The 19,120-nt window shown below is 71.8% G+C and carries 19 protein-coding genes and 2 tRNA genes; 11 read left to right on the top strand and 10 right to left on the bottom strand.

The window, feature by feature from the left end:
- Window positions 1–74: 74 nt before the first annotated feature.
- From fdhE to PKE85_RS04535, 5 genes are all read left to right on the top strand, one after another.
- Complete coding sequence (gene fdhE, locus PKE85_RS04555) at window positions 75–1,037, top strand: formate dehydrogenase accessory protein FdhE (RefSeq protein WP_271203593.1); 963 nt, start codon at window positions 75–77, stop codon at window positions 1,035–1,037.
- Between the two features lie 61 nt (window positions 1,038–1,098).
- Window positions 1,099–2,523: an L-seryl-tRNA(Sec) selenium transferase gene (gene selA, locus PKE85_RS04550; RefSeq protein ID WP_271203592.1), complete on the top strand. Its 1,425-nt coding sequence runs from the start codon at window positions 1,099–1,101 to the stop codon at window positions 2,521–2,523.
- Between the two features lie 89 nt (window positions 2,524–2,612).
- Window positions 2,613–3,356, top strand: a complete 744-nt coding sequence (locus PKE85_RS04545) for a tetratricopeptide repeat protein (protein WP_428981324.1) — start codon at window positions 2,613–2,615, stop codon at window positions 3,354–3,356.
- Entirely contained in the window at window positions 3,353–5,305 is a 1,953-nt protein-coding gene (selB, locus tag PKE85_RS04540) for a selenocysteine-specific translation elongation factor (protein WP_271203590.1), read from the top strand. The genes PKE85_RS04545 and selB overlap by 4 nt, the downstream gene beginning before the upstream one ends.
- A gap of 13 nt (window positions 5,306–5,318) precedes the next feature.
- Window positions 5,319–5,414: transfer RNA gene (locus PKE85_RS04535), tRNA-Sec, on the top strand.
- Window positions 5,415–5,492: 78 nt separating this feature from the next.
- Here the strand turns inward: PKE85_RS04535 and PKE85_RS04530 are convergent.
- Both PKE85_RS04530 and PKE85_RS04525 read right to left on the bottom strand, forming a co-directional pair.
- Entirely contained in the window at window positions 5,493–6,737 is a 1,245-nt protein-coding gene (locus tag PKE85_RS04530; protein WP_271203589.1) for a YeeE/YedE thiosulfate transporter family protein, read from the bottom strand.
- Window positions 6,734–8,593, bottom strand: a complete 1,860-nt coding sequence (locus PKE85_RS04525; RefSeq protein WP_271204074.1) for an ABC-F family ATP-binding cassette domain-containing protein — start codon at window positions 8,591–8,593, stop codon at window positions 6,734–6,736. The genes PKE85_RS04530 and PKE85_RS04525 overlap by 4 nt, the downstream gene beginning before the upstream one ends.
- Window positions 8,594–8,738: 145 nt before the next feature.
- Here PKE85_RS04525 and PKE85_RS04520 point away from each other — a divergent pair, with 145 nt between their 5' ends.
- The gene (locus PKE85_RS04520; protein ID WP_271203588.1) at window positions 8,739–10,760 is read left to right on the top strand and encodes a PhoX family protein; all 2,022 of its coding nucleotides are present in this window, start codon (window positions 8,739–8,741) and stop codon (window positions 10,758–10,760) included.
- 132 nt (window positions 10,761–10,892) lie between these two features.
- Here PKE85_RS04520 and PKE85_RS04515 read toward each other — a convergent pair whose 3' ends face one another.
- Both PKE85_RS04515 and PKE85_RS04510 read right to left on the bottom strand, forming a co-directional pair.
- Window positions 10,893–11,078 carry a CsbD family protein gene (locus PKE85_RS04515; RefSeq protein ID WP_271203587.1) on the bottom strand — a complete coding sequence of 62 codons (186 nt, stop codon included), beginning with the start codon at window positions 11,076–11,078 and terminating at the stop codon, window positions 10,893–10,895.
- A gap of 49 nt (window positions 11,079–11,127) precedes the next feature.
- Window positions 11,128–11,454, bottom strand: coding sequence for a hypothetical protein (locus tag PKE85_RS04510; protein WP_271203586.1), 327 nt, complete (start codon window positions 11,452–11,454; stop codon window positions 11,128–11,130).
- A gap of 202 nt (window positions 11,455–11,656) precedes the next feature.
- Here PKE85_RS04510 and PKE85_RS04505 point away from each other — a divergent pair.
- The 3 genes from PKE85_RS04505 (at window position 11,657) to PKE85_RS04495 (ending at window position 13,110) form a co-directional block, all read left to right on the top strand.
- Window positions 11,657–11,733: transfer RNA gene (locus PKE85_RS04505), tRNA-Pro, on the top strand.
- Window positions 11,734–12,007: 274 nt separating this feature from the next.
- A complete protein-coding gene (locus PKE85_RS04500) occupies window positions 12,008–12,766 on the top strand; it encodes an AzlC family ABC transporter permease (RefSeq protein WP_271203585.1) in 759 nt (252 codons plus the stop codon).
- Complete coding sequence (locus PKE85_RS04495) at window positions 12,763–13,110, top strand: AzlD domain-containing protein (RefSeq protein ID WP_271203584.1); 348 nt, start codon at window positions 12,763–12,765, stop codon at window positions 13,108–13,110. Before PKE85_RS04500 ends, PKE85_RS04495 begins: the two co-directional genes overlap by 4 nt.
- Before the next feature lie 4 nt (window positions 13,111–13,114).
- Here PKE85_RS04495 and PKE85_RS04490 read toward each other — a convergent pair whose 3' ends face one another.
- From PKE85_RS04490 to PKE85_RS04475, 4 genes are read right to left on the bottom strand one after another with little or no spacing between them, the layout of a single operon-like run.
- Complete coding sequence (locus PKE85_RS04490) at window positions 13,115–13,540, bottom strand: HIT family protein (protein WP_271203583.1); 426 nt, start codon at window positions 13,538–13,540, stop codon at window positions 13,115–13,117.
- 53 nt (window positions 13,541–13,593) lie between these two features.
- Window positions 13,594–14,781 (bottom strand): GNAT family N-acetyltransferase, encoded by a 1,188-nt coding sequence (locus PKE85_RS04485; protein WP_271203582.1) that lies wholly within the window; start codon window positions 14,779–14,781, stop codon window positions 13,594–13,596.
- Window positions 14,782–14,816: 35 nt separating this feature from the next.
- Window positions 14,817–15,608 carry a glycerophosphodiester phosphodiesterase family protein gene (locus PKE85_RS04480; protein WP_271203581.1) on the bottom strand — a complete coding sequence of 264 codons (792 nt, stop codon included), beginning with the start codon at window positions 15,606–15,608 and terminating at the stop codon, window positions 14,817–14,819.
- Window positions 15,609–15,612: 4 nt separating this feature from the next.
- Window positions 15,613–16,077, bottom strand: a complete 465-nt coding sequence (locus PKE85_RS04475) for a RidA family protein (RefSeq protein WP_271203580.1) — start codon at window positions 16,075–16,077, stop codon at window positions 15,613–15,615.
- Between the two features lie 163 nt (window positions 16,078–16,240).
- On the opposite strand from PKE85_RS04475, the gene PKE85_RS04470 reads away from it, so the two are divergent.
- Window positions 16,241–17,131, top strand: coding sequence for a cell envelope integrity EipB family protein (locus tag PKE85_RS04470; protein ID WP_271203579.1), 891 nt, complete (start codon window positions 16,241–16,243; stop codon window positions 17,129–17,131).
- 33 nt (window positions 17,132–17,164) lie between these two features.
- Here PKE85_RS04470 and PKE85_RS04465 read toward each other — a convergent pair whose 3' ends face one another.
- Together PKE85_RS04465 and PKE85_RS04460 are read right to left on the bottom strand one after the other, a co-directional pair.
- Complete coding sequence (locus PKE85_RS04465; RefSeq protein ID WP_271203578.1) at window positions 17,165–17,806, bottom strand: uracil-DNA glycosylase; 642 nt, start codon at window positions 17,804–17,806, stop codon at window positions 17,165–17,167.
- Entirely contained in the window at window positions 17,803–18,390 is a 588-nt protein-coding gene (locus tag PKE85_RS04460) for a LabA-like NYN domain-containing protein (protein WP_271203577.1), read from the bottom strand. The genes PKE85_RS04465 and PKE85_RS04460 overlap by 4 nt, the downstream gene beginning before the upstream one ends.
- A gap of 183 nt (window positions 18,391–18,573) precedes the next feature.
- On the opposite strand from PKE85_RS04460, the gene rpoZ reads away from it, so the two are divergent.
- Window positions 18,574–18,957, top strand: coding sequence for a DNA-directed RNA polymerase subunit omega (gene rpoZ / locus PKE85_RS04455; protein ID WP_271203576.1), 384 nt, complete (start codon window positions 18,574–18,576; stop codon window positions 18,955–18,957).
- Window positions 18,958–19,120 lie beyond the last annotated feature (163 nt).

The raw sequence follows: 19,120 nt of genomic DNA, 5'->3' as shown, positions 1-19,120 counted from the left end.
GGGCGCCGGCTTCGGCCGGACCCCGCCGCCGCTGAAGCGAGACGCCGCCGCGTGCGGCTGAATGGAGCATGCGCATGGCCGGTCCCACCTCACTCGCCCCGACGCCGTCCGACATCGGCGGCGTGGCGCAGCCGGTTTTCGCCGTCCTGCCGGACCCGTCGCGGCTGTTCCTCGACCGGGCGGAGCGGTTCGAGGCGCTCGCGCCCGGTCATCCGCTGGAGGCCTATCTGCGCTTCCTGGGCGCGTTGAGCCGCGCCCAGCACGCAATCGTCGCCGAACTGCCGCCTGCGCCGGCGCCCGATCCGGACCTGCTGGCGCGCGCGCAGGATTTCGCCATGCCGCCGCTTGACCGCGCCCGCACGCGCATGGACGACGGCGTCCATGCTGCGTTCGAGCGGCTGCTCGACCACGCTGAAGCGATCCCCATGCCGGAGCCCGCGGCGGAGGCCGTGCGCCGGTTGCGCGACAGCGGTCGTGAGGGCCGGGAGGCGGTGCTGAACGACGCGCTGGACAGCGCGGCGGGCGCGGACGCGCTGGCGGAGCATGTGTTCGCCGCCGCAGCGCTTCAGGCCCATTTCGCCCGCCTCGCCGCCGCGCTGGATGTGGACAGGCTCCAGCCGGTGGGCCTCGGCGTCTGTCCCTGCTGCGGCGGGCCGCCTTCGGTCAGCCTCGTGGTGGGCTGGGGGCCGGTGCACGGCGTGCGCTACGTCTCCTGCGCGCTGTGCGGAACGCTGTGGAACCACGTGCGGGTGAAATGCGTGGCCTGCGAGTCCACCGAGAAGATCAGCTACCATGCGCTGAGCGAGGACGGCGAAACCCTGGCCGGCGGCGCCATGGTGAAGGCGCGCGAGGACGAGACGCCGATCAAGGCCGAAACCTGCGACGTCTGCGGGCTTTACGTCAAAATCTTCCACCAGCACCTTCAGCCGTCGATTGACCCTGTGGCCGACGACGTGGCCTCGCTCGGGCTCGATCTGAAGGTGCGGGAGGCCGGCTGGGCGCGGGCGGGTTTCAACCCATATCTGCTTGGGTATTAATCGGCCTGAAGCTGCGGGGCGCACGACAGCCGCTCCGCGCCGCGCCCTGCGTCGGATGCCCATGAACGATCAGCCTTCGTCCCGCCCTCCGCTTCCCGCCGTCGACCGGGTGCTCGCCGCCGACGCCGCCCGCGTGGCCGAGGAGCGCTTCGGCCGGACCGCGACGGTGGCGAGCGTGCGCGCCCGGCTGGAGGAGGCCCGCGCCGCCTGGCGCGCCGGGGCGGCGGCGGACATATCAGCGGATCGGCTGGCGCAGGTCGCGCTCGCCGCGCTGGAGGCGTCGGAGACGCCGAGCCAGCGCCGCGTGCTGAACCTCACCGGCACGGTGCTGCACACCAACCTCGGCCGGGCGCTTCTGGCGGAGGAGGCGATCGCCGCCGTCACCATGGCCATGCGCTCGCCCACCGCGCTGGAGTTCGACGTGGCAACCGGCCGACGCGGCGAGCGCGACGATCATGTGCGCGGCCTGCTGCGGGAGCTGACCGGCGCGGAGGACGCGGTCGCGGTCAACAACAACGCCGCCGCCGTGCTGCTCACATTGAACGCGCTCGCGGAGGGCCGCGAGGCGGTGGTCTCCCGCGGCGAGCTGATCGAGATCGGCGGCGCGTTCCGCATGCCCGCCATCATGGCGCGCGCCGGCTGCGTGCTGCGGGAGGTGGGAACCACCAACCGCACCCATCTCGCGGACTACGAAGACGCCATCGTCCCGGCCACCGGCCTGCTGATGAAAGTGCATCCGTCCAACTACCGCATCGAGGGCTTCACCAAAGAGGTGACGGCGCGGGAGCTGGCGCCGCTCGCCCGCGCCCGCGGCCTGCCGCTGATGGACGACCTCGGCTCCGGCGTGCTGGTGGACCTCGCGGCCTATGGCCTGCAGCCGGAGCGCACGGTGCGGCAGGCGGTGGCGGACGGGGCGGATGTGGTCACCTTCTCGGGCGACAAGCTTCTGGGCGGGCCGCAGGCGGGGCTCGCGGTCGGCCGGGCCGATCTGATCCGGCGGCTGGCGAAGAATCCGCTCAAACGCGCGCTGCGGCTGGACAAGCTGCGGCTCGCGGCGCTGGAGGCTACGCTGAAGCTTTACCGCGACCCCGACCGGCTGGCCGAGCGGCTGCCGACGCTGATGCTGCTGACCCGGCCGGCGGCGAGGCTGAAGGAGCAGGCCGCGCGTCTGAAGCCCGCCTTCGAGGCCGCCGTCGGCCCGGACGTCGCGGTGGAGGTGGCGGAGCTCCACAGCCAGATCGGCTCCGGCGCGCTGCCGCTGGCGTCGATCCCGAGCGCGGGGCTGACGCTCGCGCCCTTGGGCGCGCGCCGGTCCGGCTCCGCTCTGCTGGAGCTTGCGGCGGCGTTCCGGGCGCTCGCCGCGCCCGTGATCGGGCGCATCGCCGACGAGCGGCTGATCTTCGATCTGCGCGGAATGGACGACGCGGCGGCGCTTGAGGCCGGTCTCGCCGAGCTCGCCCGCGCCCGCGCGGAGGCCGCAGCATGATGGGGGACTGGATCGGCCGCGTGCTGTCGCGCCTCGGCGCGCCGGGCGCGGAAGACAGGGACGCGGACGAGCCCGACGTGGCCGACCAGATGGAGGCGGCCTATGACGCCGCGGAGATGGGCGACCACGCCACGGCGGTCGCGCTGTGGCGGCCGCTGGCGGAGGACGGCGTCGCCCGCGCCCAGGCCAACCTCGGCGCCTGCTACGCCGAGGGGCTCGGGGTGGAGCGCGATCCCACGCAGGCGGCCAACTGGCTGGAACGGGCCGCCGAGGCCGGCGATCCGCTCGGCCAGCGCAATCTGGCGGCGCTGCACTTCAAGGGCGAGGGCGTGGCGCAGGACGACGCGGCCGCGCTCGATCTCTATCGGGCGGCGGCGGAGCAGGGCGACGGCCCGGCGCAGGACATGCTGAGCTGGATGCTGCTGGAGGGGCAGGGTTCTGTCGCCGCCGACCCGGTGGCGGCGCGGCGCTGGGCGCTGGAGGCGGCGGCGCAGGGGGTGGCCAGCGCCATGACGCGGCTCGGCCTCATCGCCCACAACGCGCTCGGCATGGAGCGCGATCCGGTCGAGGCCGCGCGCTGGTGGTCCGAGGCCGCCCGCCGGGGCGAGCCGGACGGACAGGCCATGCTGGGCGCGGCGCTGCACATGGGGCAGGGCGTGGAGCAGGACAGCCGGGCGGCTTACGTGTGGCTGCTGCGGGCGGACGCCGGCGGCGGCGCGCTGGCCGCGCCGTTCCTCGGCCCGGTGCGGTCTCTGCTGTCGGAGGAGGACGCGGAGAAGGCCGAGGCCATCGCCGCCCGGCCGCTGCCCGCGGCCGAGGAGCCGGCGGCGTGATCGTCGGCACCGCCGGACACATCGACCATGGCAAATCGGCGCTGGTGAAGGCGCTGACCGGCGTCGAGACCGACCGGCTGAAGGAGGAGAAGGCCCGCGGCATCTCCATCGACCTTGGCTTCGCCTATTCGCCGCGCGCCGACGGCCAAGTGCTCGGCTTCGTGGACGTGCCGGGCCACGAACGCTTCGTGCGCAACATGCTGGCGGGCGCGAGCGGGATCGACCTCGTGCTGCTGGTGGTGGCCGCCGACGACGGCCCCATGCCCCAGACGCGGGAGCATCTCGCCATCGTCGACCTGCTCGGCGTGCGCCGGGGGCTGGTGGCGCTGACCAAAACCGATCTGGTGGACGCCGCGCGCCTCGCCGAGGCCGAAAGCGAAGTCGTGGCCCTGCTGGGGGGAACCGGGCTTGAAGGCGCGGACATCCTGCCCGTCTCCGCCGTCACGGGCGACGGCGTGGCCGCCTTGTCCGAAAAGCTCGACGCCCTGCGCGCGCAGACGCGGGAGCGGCCGGCGGAGGGCCGGTTCCGGCTCGCGGTCGACCGCTGCTTCACGCTGCAGGGCGCGGGCACGGTGGTGACGGGCGCGGTGCGCGACGGCGTGGTCCGGGTGGGCGATCCGGTGATCGTGTCGCCGTCCGGCCTGACGGCGCGGGTGCGCGCCATCCACGCCCAGAACCGCGCCGCGGAGGAGGGCCGGCCCGGCGAGCGCTGCGCGCTGAACCTTGCGGGGCCGGGCGTCGCGAAGGACGCCATCCGGCGCGGCGACGTGGTCTGCGCCGCGGAGCTGCACGCGCCCACGGAGCGCATCGACGTTTCGCTCCGGCTGCTTTCGGGCGAGCCCCGGCCCATGGCCACATGGACGCCGGCGCGGCTGCATCACGGCGCGGCCGAGATCGCGGCGCGGGTGGTCCCGCTCGACGGCGACCACATCGCGCCCGGCGCGGAGGTGCGCGCGCAACTGGTGCTGGAGCAGCCGCTGGCCGCGGCGGCGCTCGACCGTTTCGTGCTGCGCGACACCTCCGGCCAGCGCACCGTCGCGGGCGGCCGCATTCTCGATCTCCGCGCTCCCGCCCGCCGCCGCCGTTCGCCCGAACGGCTGGCGCAGCTCGCGGCGCTGGCGAAGGACGACCCGGCGGAGGCGGTGGCGGAGCTGCTGGCGGTCCCGCCGGGGACCGTCGATCTCGACGGTTTCGCCCGCGACCGCAATCTCGGGCCGGGCGCCGCCGCGCGTCTGGCGGAGACGCTCGATCTGGTCCGCCTCGCCGGTCCCAGGGGCGCGGCGGCGGTGGTGACGCGCGACGTCTGGGACGCTTTCGCCGCCGATCTCGCCGCCCGGCTCGCCGTCTTTCACGCCGACAGTCCCGATCTTCAGGGCGTGGGCGCCGAACGCCTGCGGCTGATGGTGGAGCCGCGGCTCGCGGCGCCGGCCTTCCTCGGCGCGCTGGCCAGGCTGCAGCGCGAAGGCGCCATCGCGGTGGACGGCGCCTGGGTCCGGCGGCCCGAGCACACGGCGCGGCTCGCGCCCGCCGACGAGGCGCTGTGGGCGGAGATCGGTCCGCGGCTTGGGGGCGCCACGCGGTTCCGCCCGCCGCGGGTGCGCGATCTCGCCCACGAACTGGGCGAGGACGAGGCCGACATCCGCCGCGCGCTGAAGCTGGTGAGCCGGCTGGGGCAGGCGGACGAGATCGCCCACGACCATTTCTTCCCGCGGGAGGTGACGTCGGAGCTGGTGGAGGTCGCCTGCGCCGCGGCCGCCGCGGACCCGCGCGGCGTCCTCACCGCCGCCGCGTTCCGCGACAGGCTCGACAACGGCCGCAAGGTCGCCATACAGATCCTCGAGTTCTTCGATCGTCACGGCGTCACCATCCGCCGGGGCGACGAACGGCGGATCAACAGCCGCCGCCGCGACCTGTTCCGCCGCGCGCCCGTGACGGAACAGGAGGCGTGAGCCGATCGCGTTCGGAGGAGAAGCGTCCCCGGTGGGGCGGCCGGCCTTCAAAGCCGGAGGGGGCCGTCAGACGGTCTTCGGTGGGTTCGACTCCCACTCTCTTCCACCAACCGGCGTCGCTGTCGGTCCGAATCGCGCCGACGAGAGCGGGGCATCGTCCCTCTCCAGCCTTCGGTCCGTCGCCGCGTCAGCCGCCGAGCGGGTCTTTCTGGTCTTCGGGCAGTTCCTTCGTGGGCACGGGCGACGGGGCGGTCACGGACTGGCGCGGGTCGAGCTTCAGGGCCGCGATGACGCCGAGGGAGGCGAAGGCGAGGAAGACCCAGCCGGACAGCGCTCCGACCGCCACGCCGGCGATGGCCTCGCCGGTGACCGCGCCGAGCGCCGTCATGGCGCCCCAGCCGAGCATCAGCCCGCCGACCGCCATCTCCGCCGCCTCGCGCCGGTCGAAGCCGGTGAGCGAGAACCGGCCGGAGGCGACCGCGCAGGCGAAGGCGCCGAACAGGAAGCCGAAGACGATGACCACGTGCTCGCTCGCCTCGATGCGGGCGATCAGCGGGATCACCAGCCCGCCGACGCCGTCGTCGAGGCCCGGCAGATGCGGGGGCGTCAGGCCGAGCGCGGTGGCGAGGGCGCGGGCCACGGTGGCGCATTCGGCGATCAGGCCGAGCGGTTCGCCCGCGGCGTAGCTGGCCGCCACCAGCGCGCCCAGCAGCGCGCCGGCCCAGACCGCCGGCCAGGGCTCCACCAGAATCCGCACCGCAAGCGGGCGCTGGTCCGGCTCATGCCGGGGCCGGCGGCGCCACAGCAGCGCGGCGAGCGCGGCGACCAGGGCGAGCTCCAGCGCAAGCGTGGTCCAGAGATCGAGGCCGAGCAGGGCCGGGATCCACGGCCGGGGCGCGTGCTCGATGGCGACGCGCCAGCTCCACGGCCAGCTCATCAGCCCCAGCATGAAGCCGACAAACGTGGCGATCAGCGCCGGCGCCGCCACCAGCGAGCCTTCGCTCAGGCGGCGCAGATGCACCATCACGCCGCCGCGGGCCACCACCGAGCCCACGCCGAACACGAAGGCGGCGAGCGGCAGCAGCCAGTCCACCGGTCCGATGCGGGCGTTGGCGGGCGGCGACAGGCCGAGGCCCGCGAGCCCGCCCAGCGTCAGCGCGGCGGCCACCGCCAGCGCGGCGAGGAAGCCCAGAAGCTGCCGGCCGTCGTTCAGCATCAGCAGGTCGCGCCAGGCGCGCACCAGCGACAGCTCGCCCCGCTGCAGCGCTATCCCGAACACCACCCCCGCCACCAGCGCCCAGCTCCGATCGCCGAAGCCGCCGTCCGCGACCGTGAGCGCGGCGCAGGCGAGGGCGGCCGCCAGCATCACGGCCGCGGCGGTCCACGGTCGCGGCTGCGACAGGTGCTTGAGTATGAGCGGCCGCGTGGTCACGCGGCGGCGGCTTCTTCCAGCGAGGCGCTGGCCTCGAGCCACTGCTCCTCGGCCTCCGCCATGGCGCGCTCGCACTCGGCGCGCTTGGCGCCCAGCGTCGCGGCCTTCTGGGGCTTGCCCGGAAAACCGCCGCCGGCTTCGAGCTCGGCGTCGATGCGGGCGATCTCCGCGCGGCAGGAGGCCATCAGCTCCTCGAGCTGCGTCACCTTCTTCTTCAGCGCGCCCACGTCGAGGCGCTTCGGCGCGGGCTCCGACGACTTGCCCGAGCCCTTGCCGGCCTTCTTCGGCTTGGCCGCGTCCGACAGGATGTAGCGGCGGTAGTCGTCGAGATCGCCGTCGAAGGCCTTCACGCCGCCGTCGCCCACCAGCCACAGCCGGTCGGCGGTGGCGTCGAGCAGATGGCGGTCGTGGCTGACGAGGATGACCGCGCCGGGGAATTCGTTCAGCGCCTGCGCGAGGCTCTCGCGGCTGTCGATGTCCAGATGGTTGGTGGGCTCGTCGAGGATGAGCAGGTGCGGCGCGTGGAACACCGCGAGGCCGAAGGCGAGGCGGGCCTTCTCGCCGCCGGACATCTTGGCGACCTTGGTGTTGGCCTTGTCGGCGGGAAAGCCGATCTGCGCCGTCTTGGCGCGCACCTGCGCCTCGTTCGCGGTGGGCATCTTGGCGCGGATGTGGTCGTAGGGGCTCTGGTCGACGTTCAGGTCCTCGACCTGGTGCTGGGCGAAGAAGCCCGCCAGCATCTTCTCGGACTTGTTGACCCGGCCTTCCTGCGGCGCGAGGCGGCCCGCCAGCAGCTTGGCGAAGGTGGATTTGCCGTTGCCGTTGGAGCCGAGCAGGGCGATGCGGTCGTCGGGGTCGATGCGCAGGCTCAGCTTGTGCAGGATGGTGCGGTCGCCGTAGCCCACCGACACGCCGTCGAGCGCCACCAGCGGCGGCGCCAGCTCCCGCTCCGGGTCGGGGATGCGGAACGGCACGACGCTGCTCTCCACCACCGCGGTGATGGGCTGCATCTTGGCGAGCCGCTTCATGCGGGACTGGGCCTGCGTGGCTTTGGAGGCCTTGGCCTTGAAGCGGGCGATGAAGGCCTCGAGGCGCTTGCGCTCCTCGTCCTGGGCCTTGGCCGCCTTCTGGTCCAGCGCCAGCTTCTCGCGGCGCATGCGGTCGAAGGCGTCGTAATTGCCCTTCCAGACGTTCAGCTTGCCGTTGTCGAAGTGGAGGATGTGGTCCACCGACGCGTTCAGCAGGTCGCGGTCGTGGCTGATGACGAGGACCGTGCGCGGATACTTCGCCAGATAGTCCTGCAGCCAGAGCGTGCCTTCGAGGTCGAGATGGTTGGTGGGCTCGTCCAGCAGCAGCAGGTCCGGCTCGGAGAACAGCACGGCGGCCAGCGCCACGCGCATGCGCCAGCCGCCGGAGAAGTCGGAGCAGGGGCGGGCCTGCGCCTCGTCGTCGAAGCCGAGGCCGGACAGGATGCGCGCCGCCCGCGCCGGGGCCTCATAGGCGTCTATGTCGATCAGCCGGGTCACGATGTCGGAGATGCGGTCCGGGTCGGTGCAGGTCTCCGATTCCTTCATCAGCGCCGCGCGCTCCACGTCGGCGGCGAGCACCACGTCGATCAGCGCCTCGGGGCCGGAGGGCGCCTCCTGCGCCACGCGCCCGAGGCGCAGGCCCTTCGGCATGGAGACGTCGCCGTCGTCGGGGGCGAGTTCGTTCGCCAGCACTTTGAACAGCGTGGTCTTGCCCGTGCCGTTGCGGCCGACCACGCCCACGCGCGCGCCCTCGGGCAGGAAGGCGCTCGCCTTGTCGAGCAGGACGCGGCCGGCGACGCGGCAGGTGATGTCGGTGATGTTGATCATGGCGCGCCCCTTGTGCCGCGCGGCGCGCAGGCCCGCAAGAAGAAGCGCGGTCCAGGACGTCAAACCAGTGACATCTCCGCAGGGCAGATACGAACGGTTCCAGAATGTGGCGCGGTTCCGCGCCCGCACGAAGGCTTGTCCGCCCATGTCCCAGCGACCGACCGCCGCCGAAGCCGCCCGCGCCCGCGCCGTCGCGGCCGAAACCTGCGAGATCGAAGGCGTGGACCGGCCGGGCCTCCATGCCGACGCCGGCGCGCGGCCGGCGAACGAGAGCTTCGCCGCGGTGCTTGGCCGTCATCTGCATCGGCGGGCGTTTCTCGCCGGCGCGGCCGGCGCCGCCGCGGTTCCCGTGCTGCTGACCGCGGGGGAGGTTCGCGCGGACGCCACGGCGGCCGGCTCCGATCCGCTCGCCTTCGCGCCGATCGCGCCGTCGAAGGAGGATCGTCTGATCACGCCCGAGGGCTACGACCATCAGGTGCTGATCCGCTGGGGCGATCCGCTGTTTGAGGACGCTCCGGAGTTCGACGCCGGCGCCCAGACGCCCGAGGCGCAGCGGCGGCAGTTCGGCTTCAACAACGATTTCGTCGGCGTGTTTCCGGTCGAGGGCGGCCCGAACCTGCTGCTGGTGGCGAACCACGAGTACACCAGCGGCGAGGACATGTTCGCGCCTTACGAGCCGGGCGTGAACCGCGCCCAGGCCGAGATCGAGATGGCGGCCCACGGCGGCTCGGTGGTGGAGATCGCGCCGGGGCCGGACGGCTGGCGCGTGGCGCGCGGCTCGCGCTTCAACCGTCGCATCGACGCCACGACCCCCATGGCCATCGCCGGCCCCGCCGCCGGCCACCGGCTGCTGCGCACCGCGGCCGACCCGGAGGGCCGCACCGTGCTTGGCATGGTCAACAACTGCTCCGGGGGCAAGACGCCGTGGGGCACGTGGCTGACCTGCGAGGAGAACTTCAACTACTACTTCGCCAACGCCGAACAGGCGCAGGACCCCGACCTGAAAGCCGTCCATGCCCGCTATGGCGTCAGCAGGAAGGAGTCGCCCGCGCGCTGGGAGGCCTTCTTCGACCGGTTCGACGTGACCAAGGAGCCGCACGAGGCGTTCCGCTTCGGCTGGGTGGTGGAGATCGACCCCTACGATCCCGCCTTCCAGCCGGTGAAGCGCACCGCGCTCGGCCGCATGAAGCATGAGGCGGCCACCACGGCGCTGGCGAAGGACGGCCGGGTCGCGGTTTACACCGGCGACGACCAGCAGTTCGACTACGTCTACAAGTTCGTCTCAAGCCGCGCGTTCGATCCCGCCGACCGCAAGGCCGGTTTCGGCCTGCTGGACGAGGGGACGCTTCATGTCGCCAGGTTCCACGACGACGGAACCGGCGAGTGGCTGCCGCTGACGATCGACAATCCGGCGCTCAAGGGCCGCTTCGCCGACCAGGGCGAGATCCTGATCAAGACGCGGCTCGCCGCCGACGCCGTGGGCGCCACCGCCATGGACCGGCCCGAGGACGTGCAGCCGAACCCGGTGGGCGGCAAGGTCTACATGACCATGACCAACAACAGCAAACGGCCCGCGCCCGGCGAGCCGAAGGGCGCCGACGCCGCCAATCCCCGCGTCGCCAACCTGAACGGCCACATCATCGAGCTGGTCGAGGACGGCGGCGACCACGGCGCGACCCGCTTTCGCTGGAGCGTGTTCCTGCTCTGCGGCGACCCGGCCGTGGACCTGAAGACGAAACCGGAAGAGATCCGGGCGGGGCTCCCCACCGCCGCCACCTTCTACGCCGGCTACGCCGACCCCTCGACGCTCAGCAAGATCGCCTATCCGGACAACATCGCCTTCGACCCCCATGGCAATCTCTGGATCGCCACCGACGGCCAGCCGAAGACCGAGGGCATCGGCGCGCCGAACGACGCGCTGCACGCGGTTCCGACCGAAGGGCCGCACCGGGGCCATCTGCGCCAGTTCCTCAGCGCGCCCAGCGGCGCGGAGGTGTGCGGGCCGGAGTTCACCGACGACGGCCGCACGCTGTTCTGCGCCATCCAGCATCCGGGCGAGGGCGGTCTGGTCCCGAACAAAGTCTCGTCCTGGCCGGACGGAGAGTCTCTGCCGCGCCCCGCCGTGGTCGCCATCCGCCGCAAGGACGGCGGCCTGATCGGCGGGTGAAGCCTGGCGGGGCCTGCCGTCCTGCCGCCAAAGGCGAAGCGAGGCCGGACCGATTCCTGCATCGAGCGCGGCTGAAACGACGAAAGGCCCGGGCTGAGCCCGGGCCTTTCGCACGCGGAATGCGGTTTTCGGTCAGTGACGAGCGGCGGATTTCACGGCCTCGGTGGCCTTGCCGACGGTCTTCTGGGTCTTGCCTTCCACCTGCTCCACCTTGCCTTCGGCCTCGAGCTTGTGGTTGCCGGTGGCCCTGCCCACGGCTTCCTTGCCCTTGCCGACGGTTTCCTTGATGGCGCCCTTGACGGTGTTGCTGTCGACCATGAGTGCATCTCCTCTGTGTTTTAGGTGTGACGTGACGTCTGTGGTGGCGTCAGGCCATGAAGCGGCCGATCACGAAGCCCACGAACAGAGCGCCTGCGGCCGCGCCCAGCGGGTTGCGCCGGATGGCCTGCTCAAGCGATTCGGAACGCGCCTCTAGATCGTCCGAGGCCTCGTCGAAGGCGCGCTGTCCACGCCGTCCGGCGCGGCGCACCGCGTGCTCCGTTCGATCCGAGATCCGCTCCACGGTGTCCGCGACGCTTTCGCCCGCGCTGCGAGCGCCATCTCCGGCTTTTCGGCCAGCGTCCGATACGCCGTCCGCCAGATCGTCGGCGGAATCAGAAAGGTCTTGCTGAGCCATGGGCGTGACGTCCTCCATGCCAAAAGTTCGCCCAACAAAGCGGTGCTCCTCGCCAAGTGGCGGAAGATGCAGCGCTTTTGCGTTGCGATCGCTCCTAGAACGTCTCGCCTGCGCCAAAGGTTCCGGATGGTTTGACGCTCAGGCTGGGGAAAATCGTCCTTGAGGGTTGAGCGCGCTTGCGCGCCGTCCCGGTCCCTCCTATAAGGGCCGCCATCGGCCACGGAGTGTAGCGCAGCCTGGTAGCGCACCTCGTTCGGGACGAGGGGGTCGCAGGTTCGAATCCTGCCACTCCGACCAGCCGACCTGTTGAGACCTTTGGGCTTTCCCGAAGCCCGCGCAAAGGGTCTCGATGTCCGCCGTGACGGCGTCCATCATCCAGCCTGCGAACGAGAACCGCGTTTGCGGTGCGCCAGCCTGCGTCCGGCGCCAGCCGCCGCATCCGGCGCATGTGGCGATCACCCGCTCAAATTTGGTCTGCTTCTCTGGAAAACGCGCCTTGTGGAAAGCGTCCGCGCCGCGTTAAGGGCTGGCGGCGGCTTTTGCGCCGCAGCAGAGCAGGGCCGGCGATCCCATGACCGATCCCAACCACGACGAGTCGCCGGAGCGCGCCGGGGCGGAGCGTAGCGATCTGGCCTGGGCCTGGGCGGGCGCGAAAGGCGGCCTGTCCACGCCAGGAATCGTGCTGTTCGGCTCGTTCTTCGGTTTCGGCGCCATGACGCATGATTTCGGCTGGCCGCTGTGGATCGCGACCTTCTCCACCCTCCTGGTCTGGGCGGCGCCGGCGCAGGTGGTGCTCGCGGGCGCGCTGGCGAGCGGGGCGGGGCTCGCCGCCGCCACGCTCGCCGTGTCGGTGTCCGGCGTGCGGTTGCTGCCGATGGTGGTGTCGATCCTGCCAGTGCTGCGCTCCGAGCGCACCACCTTCGCCGGTCGGCTGTTCGCGGCGCATTACGTGGCGGTGACGGCCTGGTTCGAAGGGCTCCGGCTGACGCCCATGCTGCCGCGTCCGGCGCGCATGCCGTTCTTCATCGGCCTGTCCAACATGCTCACCTTCGGCAGCGCGCTCGCCACGGCGGCGGGCCATGCGGCGGCGGGCCTGCTGCCGCCGGCGCTCTCCATCGGGCTTCTGGCGCTGTCGCCGCTCTATTTCCTGCTGTCGCTGGAGCGGAGTTCGCGCACGCTCGGCGAGCGGCTGGCGCTGGGCTTCGGCCTCGTGCTCGCGCCGCTGTTCACGATGCTCACGCCGAAATTCGACCTGCTGCTGGTGGGGCTGGTCGGCGGCACGGCCGCCTTCGCGATCGAACGCGTCGCGGGCCGGAAGCGCGCGTCATGAGCCACGCGGCGCTCGATCCCGCCACCCTGCTGCTCGCAGTGGTGCTGGCGTTCCTCGCCAACGACCTGTGGCGCGTTCTGGGCGTGCTGTTCTCGGCGCGGATCGACGAGGACAGCGGCCTGTTCGCCTGGGTGCGGATGGTGGCGACCGCGCTCGTGGCGGCGCTTGTGGCGAAGCTGCTGCTTTATCCCGCGGGCGAACTGGCGCTCGCGCCGCTGTGGCTGCGGCTCGCGGCGGTGAGCTGCGGCGTCGTGGGCTACGCCGTCGCCCGCCGCTCGCTCGCGGCGGGCATCCTCGCCGGCGAGATCGCGCTCATCGGCGGGGTGTGGGCGCTGGGCGCCTGAGCCGTCAGGCGTCGAGCGCGGCGCGGACCTTGTCGGCGTGCAGCGCCAGAACCTCGGGGCTCTCCATCTGGCCGGTGTGGGGCTTCAGCGGCACGTCGGTGAAGCGCGGCAGCACATGGACATGGGTGTGAAAGATCACCTGTCCGCCGGCGCTTTCGTTGAACTGCTGGATGGTGACGCCTTCCGCCCCGAAGGCGGCTTTCACCGCTGACGCGAGTTTCGCCACCGCCTCGAACAGGGGCGCGATGGTTTCCGGCGCGATGTCGAGCATGTTGCGCGAGGGCGCTTTGGGAATCACCAGCACATGGCCGTCGGCGCGGGGCATCACATCCATGATGGCGATTACGGCGTCGTCCTCGTAGACCTTGTGGCACGGCAGGTCGCCGCGCAGGATCTTGGCGAAGACGTTGTCGTTGTCGTAGTCGGCCATCGGGTCCTCCTCCGCTTCCGGGGCCAAAGGCATGCGGACGCGGCCGCCCCACGTCAAGCGTCGTCGCCGCCGCCTTCGGTCGCATGACGGAACGGCGAAGATTCGGTTAACGCCTGACGCTCCTGCGCCACATGCTTCCGCTCGCGCGCGAGGTAGTCCGCGACCGCCCGTTGCAGGCCGGCGTCGGCGAACAGATGGGCGGAACGGGTGATCTCCGGCAGATAGCCGCGGGCGAGCTTGTGCTCCCCTTGGGCGCCGGCCTCCACCCGCGGCAGCCCGCGGGCGATGGCCGCGTCGATCGCCTGGTGGTAGCAGAGCTCGAAATGCAGGAACGGCCGGTCCTCGACCGCGCCCCAGTAGCGGCCGTACAGCGCGTCGCCGCCGATGAAGTTGAGCGCGCCGGCGATGGGGCGGCCGTTCTCCTCCGCCAGCACCAGGAGCGCGGCCTCCGGCATGGTCTCCCCGATCAGGCTGAAGAAGCGGCGGTTGAGATAGGGGCGGCCCCATTTGCGGGCGCCGGTGTCCATGTAGAAGCCGAAGAAGGCGTCCCAGTCCGCCTCGGTCAGGTCGGCGCCGGTGACGTGGCGCACCGTCAGCCCGTCCGCCAGCGCTTCCCGCCGCTCCCGCTTGAGCTGCTTGCGCTTGCGGGAGGCGAGGGTGGCCAGGAAGTCGTCATAGGAGCCGTAGCCATCGTTCCGCCAGTGGAACTGCCGGTCGGTGCGGGGCAGGAAGCCGCCCGCCGCGAGTCCCTCCTGTTCTTCTTCGGTCGTGAATGTGACGTGGACGGACGAGGTCTCCGTCTGGCGCATCAGGCCCCGGAGCGCCGCGGCGAGGCCGGAGCGGGCCAGAGCGCGGTCGCGACCAGGCGCCGCCATCAGCCGAGGCCCGGTCACGGGCGTGAACGGCACGGCCACCTGCAGCTTGGGGTAATAGTCGCCGCCCGCGCGCTCATAGGCGTCGGCGAAGGCGTGGTCGAACACGTATTCGCCCTGGCTGTGGCCCTTGACGTAGCAGGGCGCGACGCCGGCGAGCCCGTCGTCGTCCTCCAGAACCACATGGCAGGGCGTCCAGCCGCTGCGGCCGCCGACGCAGCCCGCGTCCTCCAGCGCCTTCAGGAAGCGGTGATCGACGAAGGGGTTGTACGCCGCGCCGCCCGCGCGCGCGCAGGCGTTCCAGTCCTCGGCCGAAATCTCGGCGATGCGTTCGACGATGCGGGCGCGAAAGGCGGGGTCGGAGGCCATTCGCCCTCAGGGACGGTGGATCGGAGACGCCGAAACTAGCCGGCCTCGCGACCTTCGTCCAAGGGGGTCGGCGCGGGGCCGTTCGGCGTGAAGCCCTCGAACACGATCTGGTCGGCGCCGCTCGCGGCTTTCGCCACGTCCTCGGGCGTGCGCACCGTCCAGGTCATCACCGGCCGGCCCGAGCGCCGCGCGGCGCGCACCGCGAAGCGGTCGAGATCGCGCACATGCCAGGACAGGAAGTCGGGCCGCGTCGCCCGCCAGTGCAGGATGTTGCGCGCGAACAGGCGCTGCGCTCCGGTGAGATGCGCCCAGGCCGGATCGGCGTTGGAGAAGGCCTCGCCCACCACGCCGCGGGGAATGTGCGGCGCGAGCTGGCGGGCGAGCACCAGCGCGCGCGGATCGAACGACTTGATGGCGAGCGGGCCGCCGCGTTTGCCCGCGATCTCCGCCACCCGGCGGGCGAGGCGGGTGTCGCCGGAGCGGGACGACTTGACCTCGATCACCAGCGGAACCCGGCCGCCCACCAGCTCGATGCACTCGTCGAGCGTCATGATGCGGTCGGCCGAATCGCGCAGCGCGATCTCCCTCAGCCGCGCCAGCGGCCGTTCGGCCACCGCGCCGCTGTCCTCGGTCAGCCGTTCCAGCGTGGCGTCGTGAAACACCACCGCCTCGCCCTCTGCCGAGCCCTGCACGTCGATCTCGACGGCGTAGCCCCGCTCGACGGCGGCCGCCACCGCGCTCGGCGTGTTCTCGATCACGCCTGCGGCGCGGTCGTGCAGGCCGCGATGGGCGATCGGGCGCGCCACCAGCCAGTCGAGCGGGCGCATGGCGTCAGGCGATCTCGAGCACGGCGTCGATCTCCACCGCGGCGCCCAGCGGCAGCGCGGCGACGCCGACGGCGGAGCGGGCGTGGCGGCCCCTGTCGCCGAGCGCGGCCACGAGGAAGTCGGAGGCGCCGTTCACCACCTTGGCGTGGTCCGTGAACTCCGGCGTCGAGGCCACGAAGGCGCCGAGCTTCACCACCCGGACCACGCGCTCCAGATCGCCCAGCGCGGCGCGGGCCTGGGCCAGGATGTTGATGGCGCAGAGCTTCGCCGCCGCCTGCGCGTCCTCGATGGAGACGCCGTCGCCGAGCCGGCCGGTGAGCGACAGGCCGTCCGGGCCCATGGGAAGCTGGCCCGAGATGAAGAGCTGGTCGCCAGTCACAACCGCCGGCACGTAGTTCGCGACCGGCGCGGCGGGGGTCGGCAGGGTGACGCCGAGTTCGGCGAGCTTGGCTTCGATCGGTCCGGCCATGGGGCGGGGCTCCTGAATAACGGGCGACGGATGGGGGTGTGGCGCAAGCGCTCCCCGCGGGCAAGCGGGAGATTGGTCCAGCGTCCGCGACCCATTTCCGCCATGCTGCGCGGCATGATGGGCGCGTGGACGCCGTTGCGTCGCGACGCGGACGCGCGCCACAATGACCGCCGAAGGTTTGATTGCGAGGCTCGACACTGTGGCGACGACCCTGACTGCGACGTTCCGGCCCGTTCTGGTCGCCTCCGCGGCGGCCGCCGCGCTGCTGGCCCCCATGCCCGCCGCATGGGCGGACGCGGCGCTGGCGCCGCACCGGGCGATCTACGAGCTCAAGCTGAAGGAGACGCGCGGCTCCAGCGGCGTGGACCGCATCCGCGGCCGCATCGTCTACGAGTTCACCGGCGACGCCTGCGACGGCTATGCGCTGAGCTTCCGTCAGGTGACCGAGATCGGCAGCGGTGAGGGCGACACCAACGTCTCGGACCTGCGCGCCGCCACCTGGGAGGACGGCAAGGCCCAGAGCTTCCGCTTCACCGCCCAGAACTATCTGAACCAGCAGCTCGACAAGGACACCGACGGCCGCGCCGAGCGCGCCGCCGACGAGGTCAGGGTGACGCTCAAGAAGCCGAACAAGGGCGAGAAGGAGTTCGACGGACGGACGCTGTTCCCGACCGAGCACCTGAAGCGCATCATCGCCGCCGCCGAAAAGGGCGAGACCCTGATCGAGGCGCCGGTCTATGACGGCTCCGAGACCGGCGAGAAGAGCTACGACACCCTGGCGGTGATCGGCCGTCCGCTGGAGGGCGAACCCGCGGACGTGGAGGAGGCCGCCAAGCGGCCGGAGCTGCGCGCCGCCAGGCGCTGGCCGGTCTCGGTCAGCTACTTCGAGAAGGGCAAGCGCGACGAGGGCGGCGAACAGACGCCGGTCTACGCCATGAGCTTCGACCTCTACGAGAACGGCGTCAGCCGGGCCATGAAGATCGACTACGGCGACTTCGTGCTGGACGGCGAGCTGAAGGAGCTGACGTTCCTGAAGCCGAGCGACTGCAAGTAACGCGGCTTAACCCCGGGCTTCCGCGCTTTAGCCTCAGCCCAGATGCTCGCGCACGTCCCGGAACACCGCCTCGAACATCTCCGTGGTCAGCACGCCCGTGTTCGTGTTGTAGCGGGAGCAATGGTAGCTGTCGAACAGCGTCAGGGCGCCTGCCGGGTGGCGGGCGCCGTGGCCGAAGGGCGCGGCCGCGAGGCGTAAGGACAGCGCGCGGCACACGCTGTCATGGGCGATGCGGCCGAGCGCCACCACCGCCGAGCGTTCCCCAAGCGCCGCAAGTTCGCTTTCGAGGTAGGGCCGGCAGGTCGCGATCTCCGGCCCCGTGGGCTTGTTCTGCGGCGGCACGCAGCGCACCGCGTTGGTGATGCGGGCGCCGACCAGCGTCAGGCCGTCGTCGGGCCGCTCGTCATAGACGCCGTCCGCGAAGCCGAACTTCAGCAGCGTGGCGTAGAGCAGGTCGCCCGCCCAGTCGCCGGTGAAGGGGCGCCCCGTCCGGTTCGCCCCCTGAAGGCCCGGCGCGAGGCCCACGATCAGCAGCCGCGGCGCCTGCGGCCCGAAGGAGGGGACCGGCGCGTTCCACCATGCGGGGCGGGCCGCCCGCTGCTCCTCCCGGAACGCGACCAGACGCGGGCAGGCCGGGCAGTCGCGCGACGGCTCGGCCGCCGGCGCCGCGCTCACGGCTGGGGCGTGGTGTCGATCGCCGCCTGGCGGCGGGCCTCGCGCGCCGCGCGCTCGGACGGGTCGCGGCCGACCTTGGCGTTGAGGTCGGCGAGATCGAGGAAATGGTCGGCCCGGCGGCGCAAGTCGTCGGCGATCATCGCCGGCTGGGTGGTGACGGTGGAGACCACGGTCACGCGCACGCCGCGCCGCTGCATGGCGGCCACCAGCGGGGTGAAGTCGCCGTCGCCGGAGAACAGCACCATGTGGTCGATGTGCTCGGCCATCTCCAGCGCGTCGATGGCGAGCTCAATGTCCAGGTTGCCCTTGACCTTGCGGCGGCCCTGGCTGTCCGTGAACTCCTTGATCGGCTTGGTCACGACCGTGTAGCCGTTGTAGTCGAGCCAGTCGATCAGCGGCCGGATGGTGGAGACCTCCACGTCTTCGGCGAGCGCGGTGTAGTAATAGGCGCGGATCAGGTAGCCGCGGCCCTGGAACTCGCGGAGCAGGCGGCGGAAGTCGATGTCGAAGCCGACGCCGCGGGCGGTGGCGTAGAGATTCGCGCCGTCGATGAACAGGCCGAGGCGTTCGTCCGAATAGAACATGGGGATGTGCGCTTTCCGAAAAGGCGTTGGTCGGGAAAAGAGGGGGGCTTGGGCCTGCGCCGCCGGACGGAGAAAACCCCCGCCGGATGTCGCGCCTGTCACGGTCCTTGCCACAGGAGCGGCCTCGCGGTAAAGACCGCGTTCAATCCTGAACTTTGTCGTGGAGAGAGGAGCGGACGCCCCATGGCCCGCGTCACCGTCGAAGATTGCATCGACAAGGTCGATAACCGGTTCGAGCTCGTGCTGCTCGCCGGCCATCGCGCCCGCCTGATCGCCTCCGGCTCGCCGATCACCGTTGATCGCGACAACGACAAGAACCCGGTCGTCGCGCTGCGCGAGATCGCGGACGAGACCGTGCAGCCCGAGGATCTGAAGGAAGACCTGATCCACTCGCTGCAGAAGTACGTGGAAGTGGACGAGCCGGAGGCCGAGACGGTTCCGGCGCTGGCGGGCTCCGCCTCCTCCGACGACGACGGCAACGTCAGCTTCGACCGCATGACGGAAGAGGACCTGCTGCGCGGCCTTGAAGGCCTCGTGCCGCCGGCGGAGACCGACGACGAGGAGTGACGCCTTCGCGTCGCAACCCGTTCCGCATGTCTGACGAGCGCCGCGGCGGCCAAGGCCCTGCGGCGCTTTTGCTTTGTGGCTTTCGCGAACTTGTGCGCGGCGCCGAACGCAACGATATCTGGAACGGTTCCGCGGCGGTCTCCGCCGCCCTCCCGTTCTCCAG

Source organism: Methylopila jiangsuensis (genome assembly GCF_027922305.1).
GTDB classification, from domain to species: Bacteria; Pseudomonadota; Alphaproteobacteria; order Rhizobiales; family Methylopilaceae; genus Methylopila; species Methylopila jiangsuensis.
This window is presented reverse-complemented; position numbering and strand designations above follow the sequence as displayed.

Excerpts from the sequence above, each read along its gene's own strand:
- fdhE (WP_271203593.1), top strand. The coding sequence starts at position 75 with ATGGCCGGTCCCACCTCACTCGCCCCGACGCCGTCCGACATCGGCGGC.
- selA (WP_271203592.1), top strand. The coding sequence starts at position 1,099 with ATGAACGATCAGCCTTCGTCCCGCCCTCCGCTTCCCGCCGTCGACCGG.
- PKE85_RS04545 (WP_428981324.1), top strand. The coding sequence starts at position 2,613 with ATGGAGGCGGCCTATGACGCCGCGGAGATGGGCGACCACGCCACGGCG.
- PKE85_RS04525 (WP_271204074.1), bottom strand. The coding sequence starts at position 8,593 with ATGATCAACATCACCGACATCACCTGCCGCGTCGCCGGCCGCGTCCTG.
- PKE85_RS04520 (WP_271203588.1), top strand. The coding sequence starts at position 8,739 with ATGTCCCAGCGACCGACCGCCGCCGAAGCCGCCCGCGCCCGCGCCGTC.
- PKE85_RS04515 (WP_271203587.1), bottom strand. The coding sequence starts at position 11,078 with ATGGTCGACAGCAACACCGTCAAGGGCGCCATCAAGGAAACCGTCGGC.
- PKE85_RS04510 (WP_271203586.1), bottom strand. The coding sequence starts at position 11,454 with ATGGAGGACGTCACGCCCATGGCTCAGCAAGACCTTTCTGATTCCGCC.
- PKE85_RS04500 (WP_271203585.1), top strand. The coding sequence starts at position 12,008 with ATGACCGATCCCAACCACGACGAGTCGCCGGAGCGCGCCGGGGCGGAG.
- PKE85_RS04495 (WP_271203584.1), top strand. The coding sequence starts at position 12,763 with ATGAGCCACGCGGCGCTCGATCCCGCCACCCTGCTGCTCGCAGTGGTG.
- PKE85_RS04490 (WP_271203583.1), bottom strand. The coding sequence starts at position 13,540 with ATGGCCGACTACGACAACGACAACGTCTTCGCCAAGATCCTGCGCGGC.
- PKE85_RS04485 (WP_271203582.1), bottom strand. The coding sequence starts at position 14,781 with ATGGCCTCCGACCCCGCCTTTCGCGCCCGCATCGTCGAACGCATCGCC.
- PKE85_RS04480 (WP_271203581.1), bottom strand. The coding sequence starts at position 15,608 with ATGCGCCCGCTCGACTGGCTGGTGGCGCGCCCGATCGCCCATCGCGGC.
- PKE85_RS04475 (WP_271203580.1), bottom strand. The coding sequence starts at position 16,077 with ATGGCCGGACCGATCGAAGCCAAGCTCGCCGAACTCGGCGTCACCCTG.
- PKE85_RS04470 (WP_271203579.1), top strand. The coding sequence starts at position 16,241 with ATGACCGCCGAAGGTTTGATTGCGAGGCTCGACACTGTGGCGACGACC.
- PKE85_RS04460 (WP_271203577.1), bottom strand. The coding sequence starts at position 18,390 with ATGTTCTATTCGGACGAACGCCTCGGCCTGTTCATCGACGGCGCGAAT.
- rpoZ (WP_271203576.1), top strand. The coding sequence starts at position 18,574 with ATGGCCCGCGTCACCGTCGAAGATTGCATCGACAAGGTCGATAACCGG.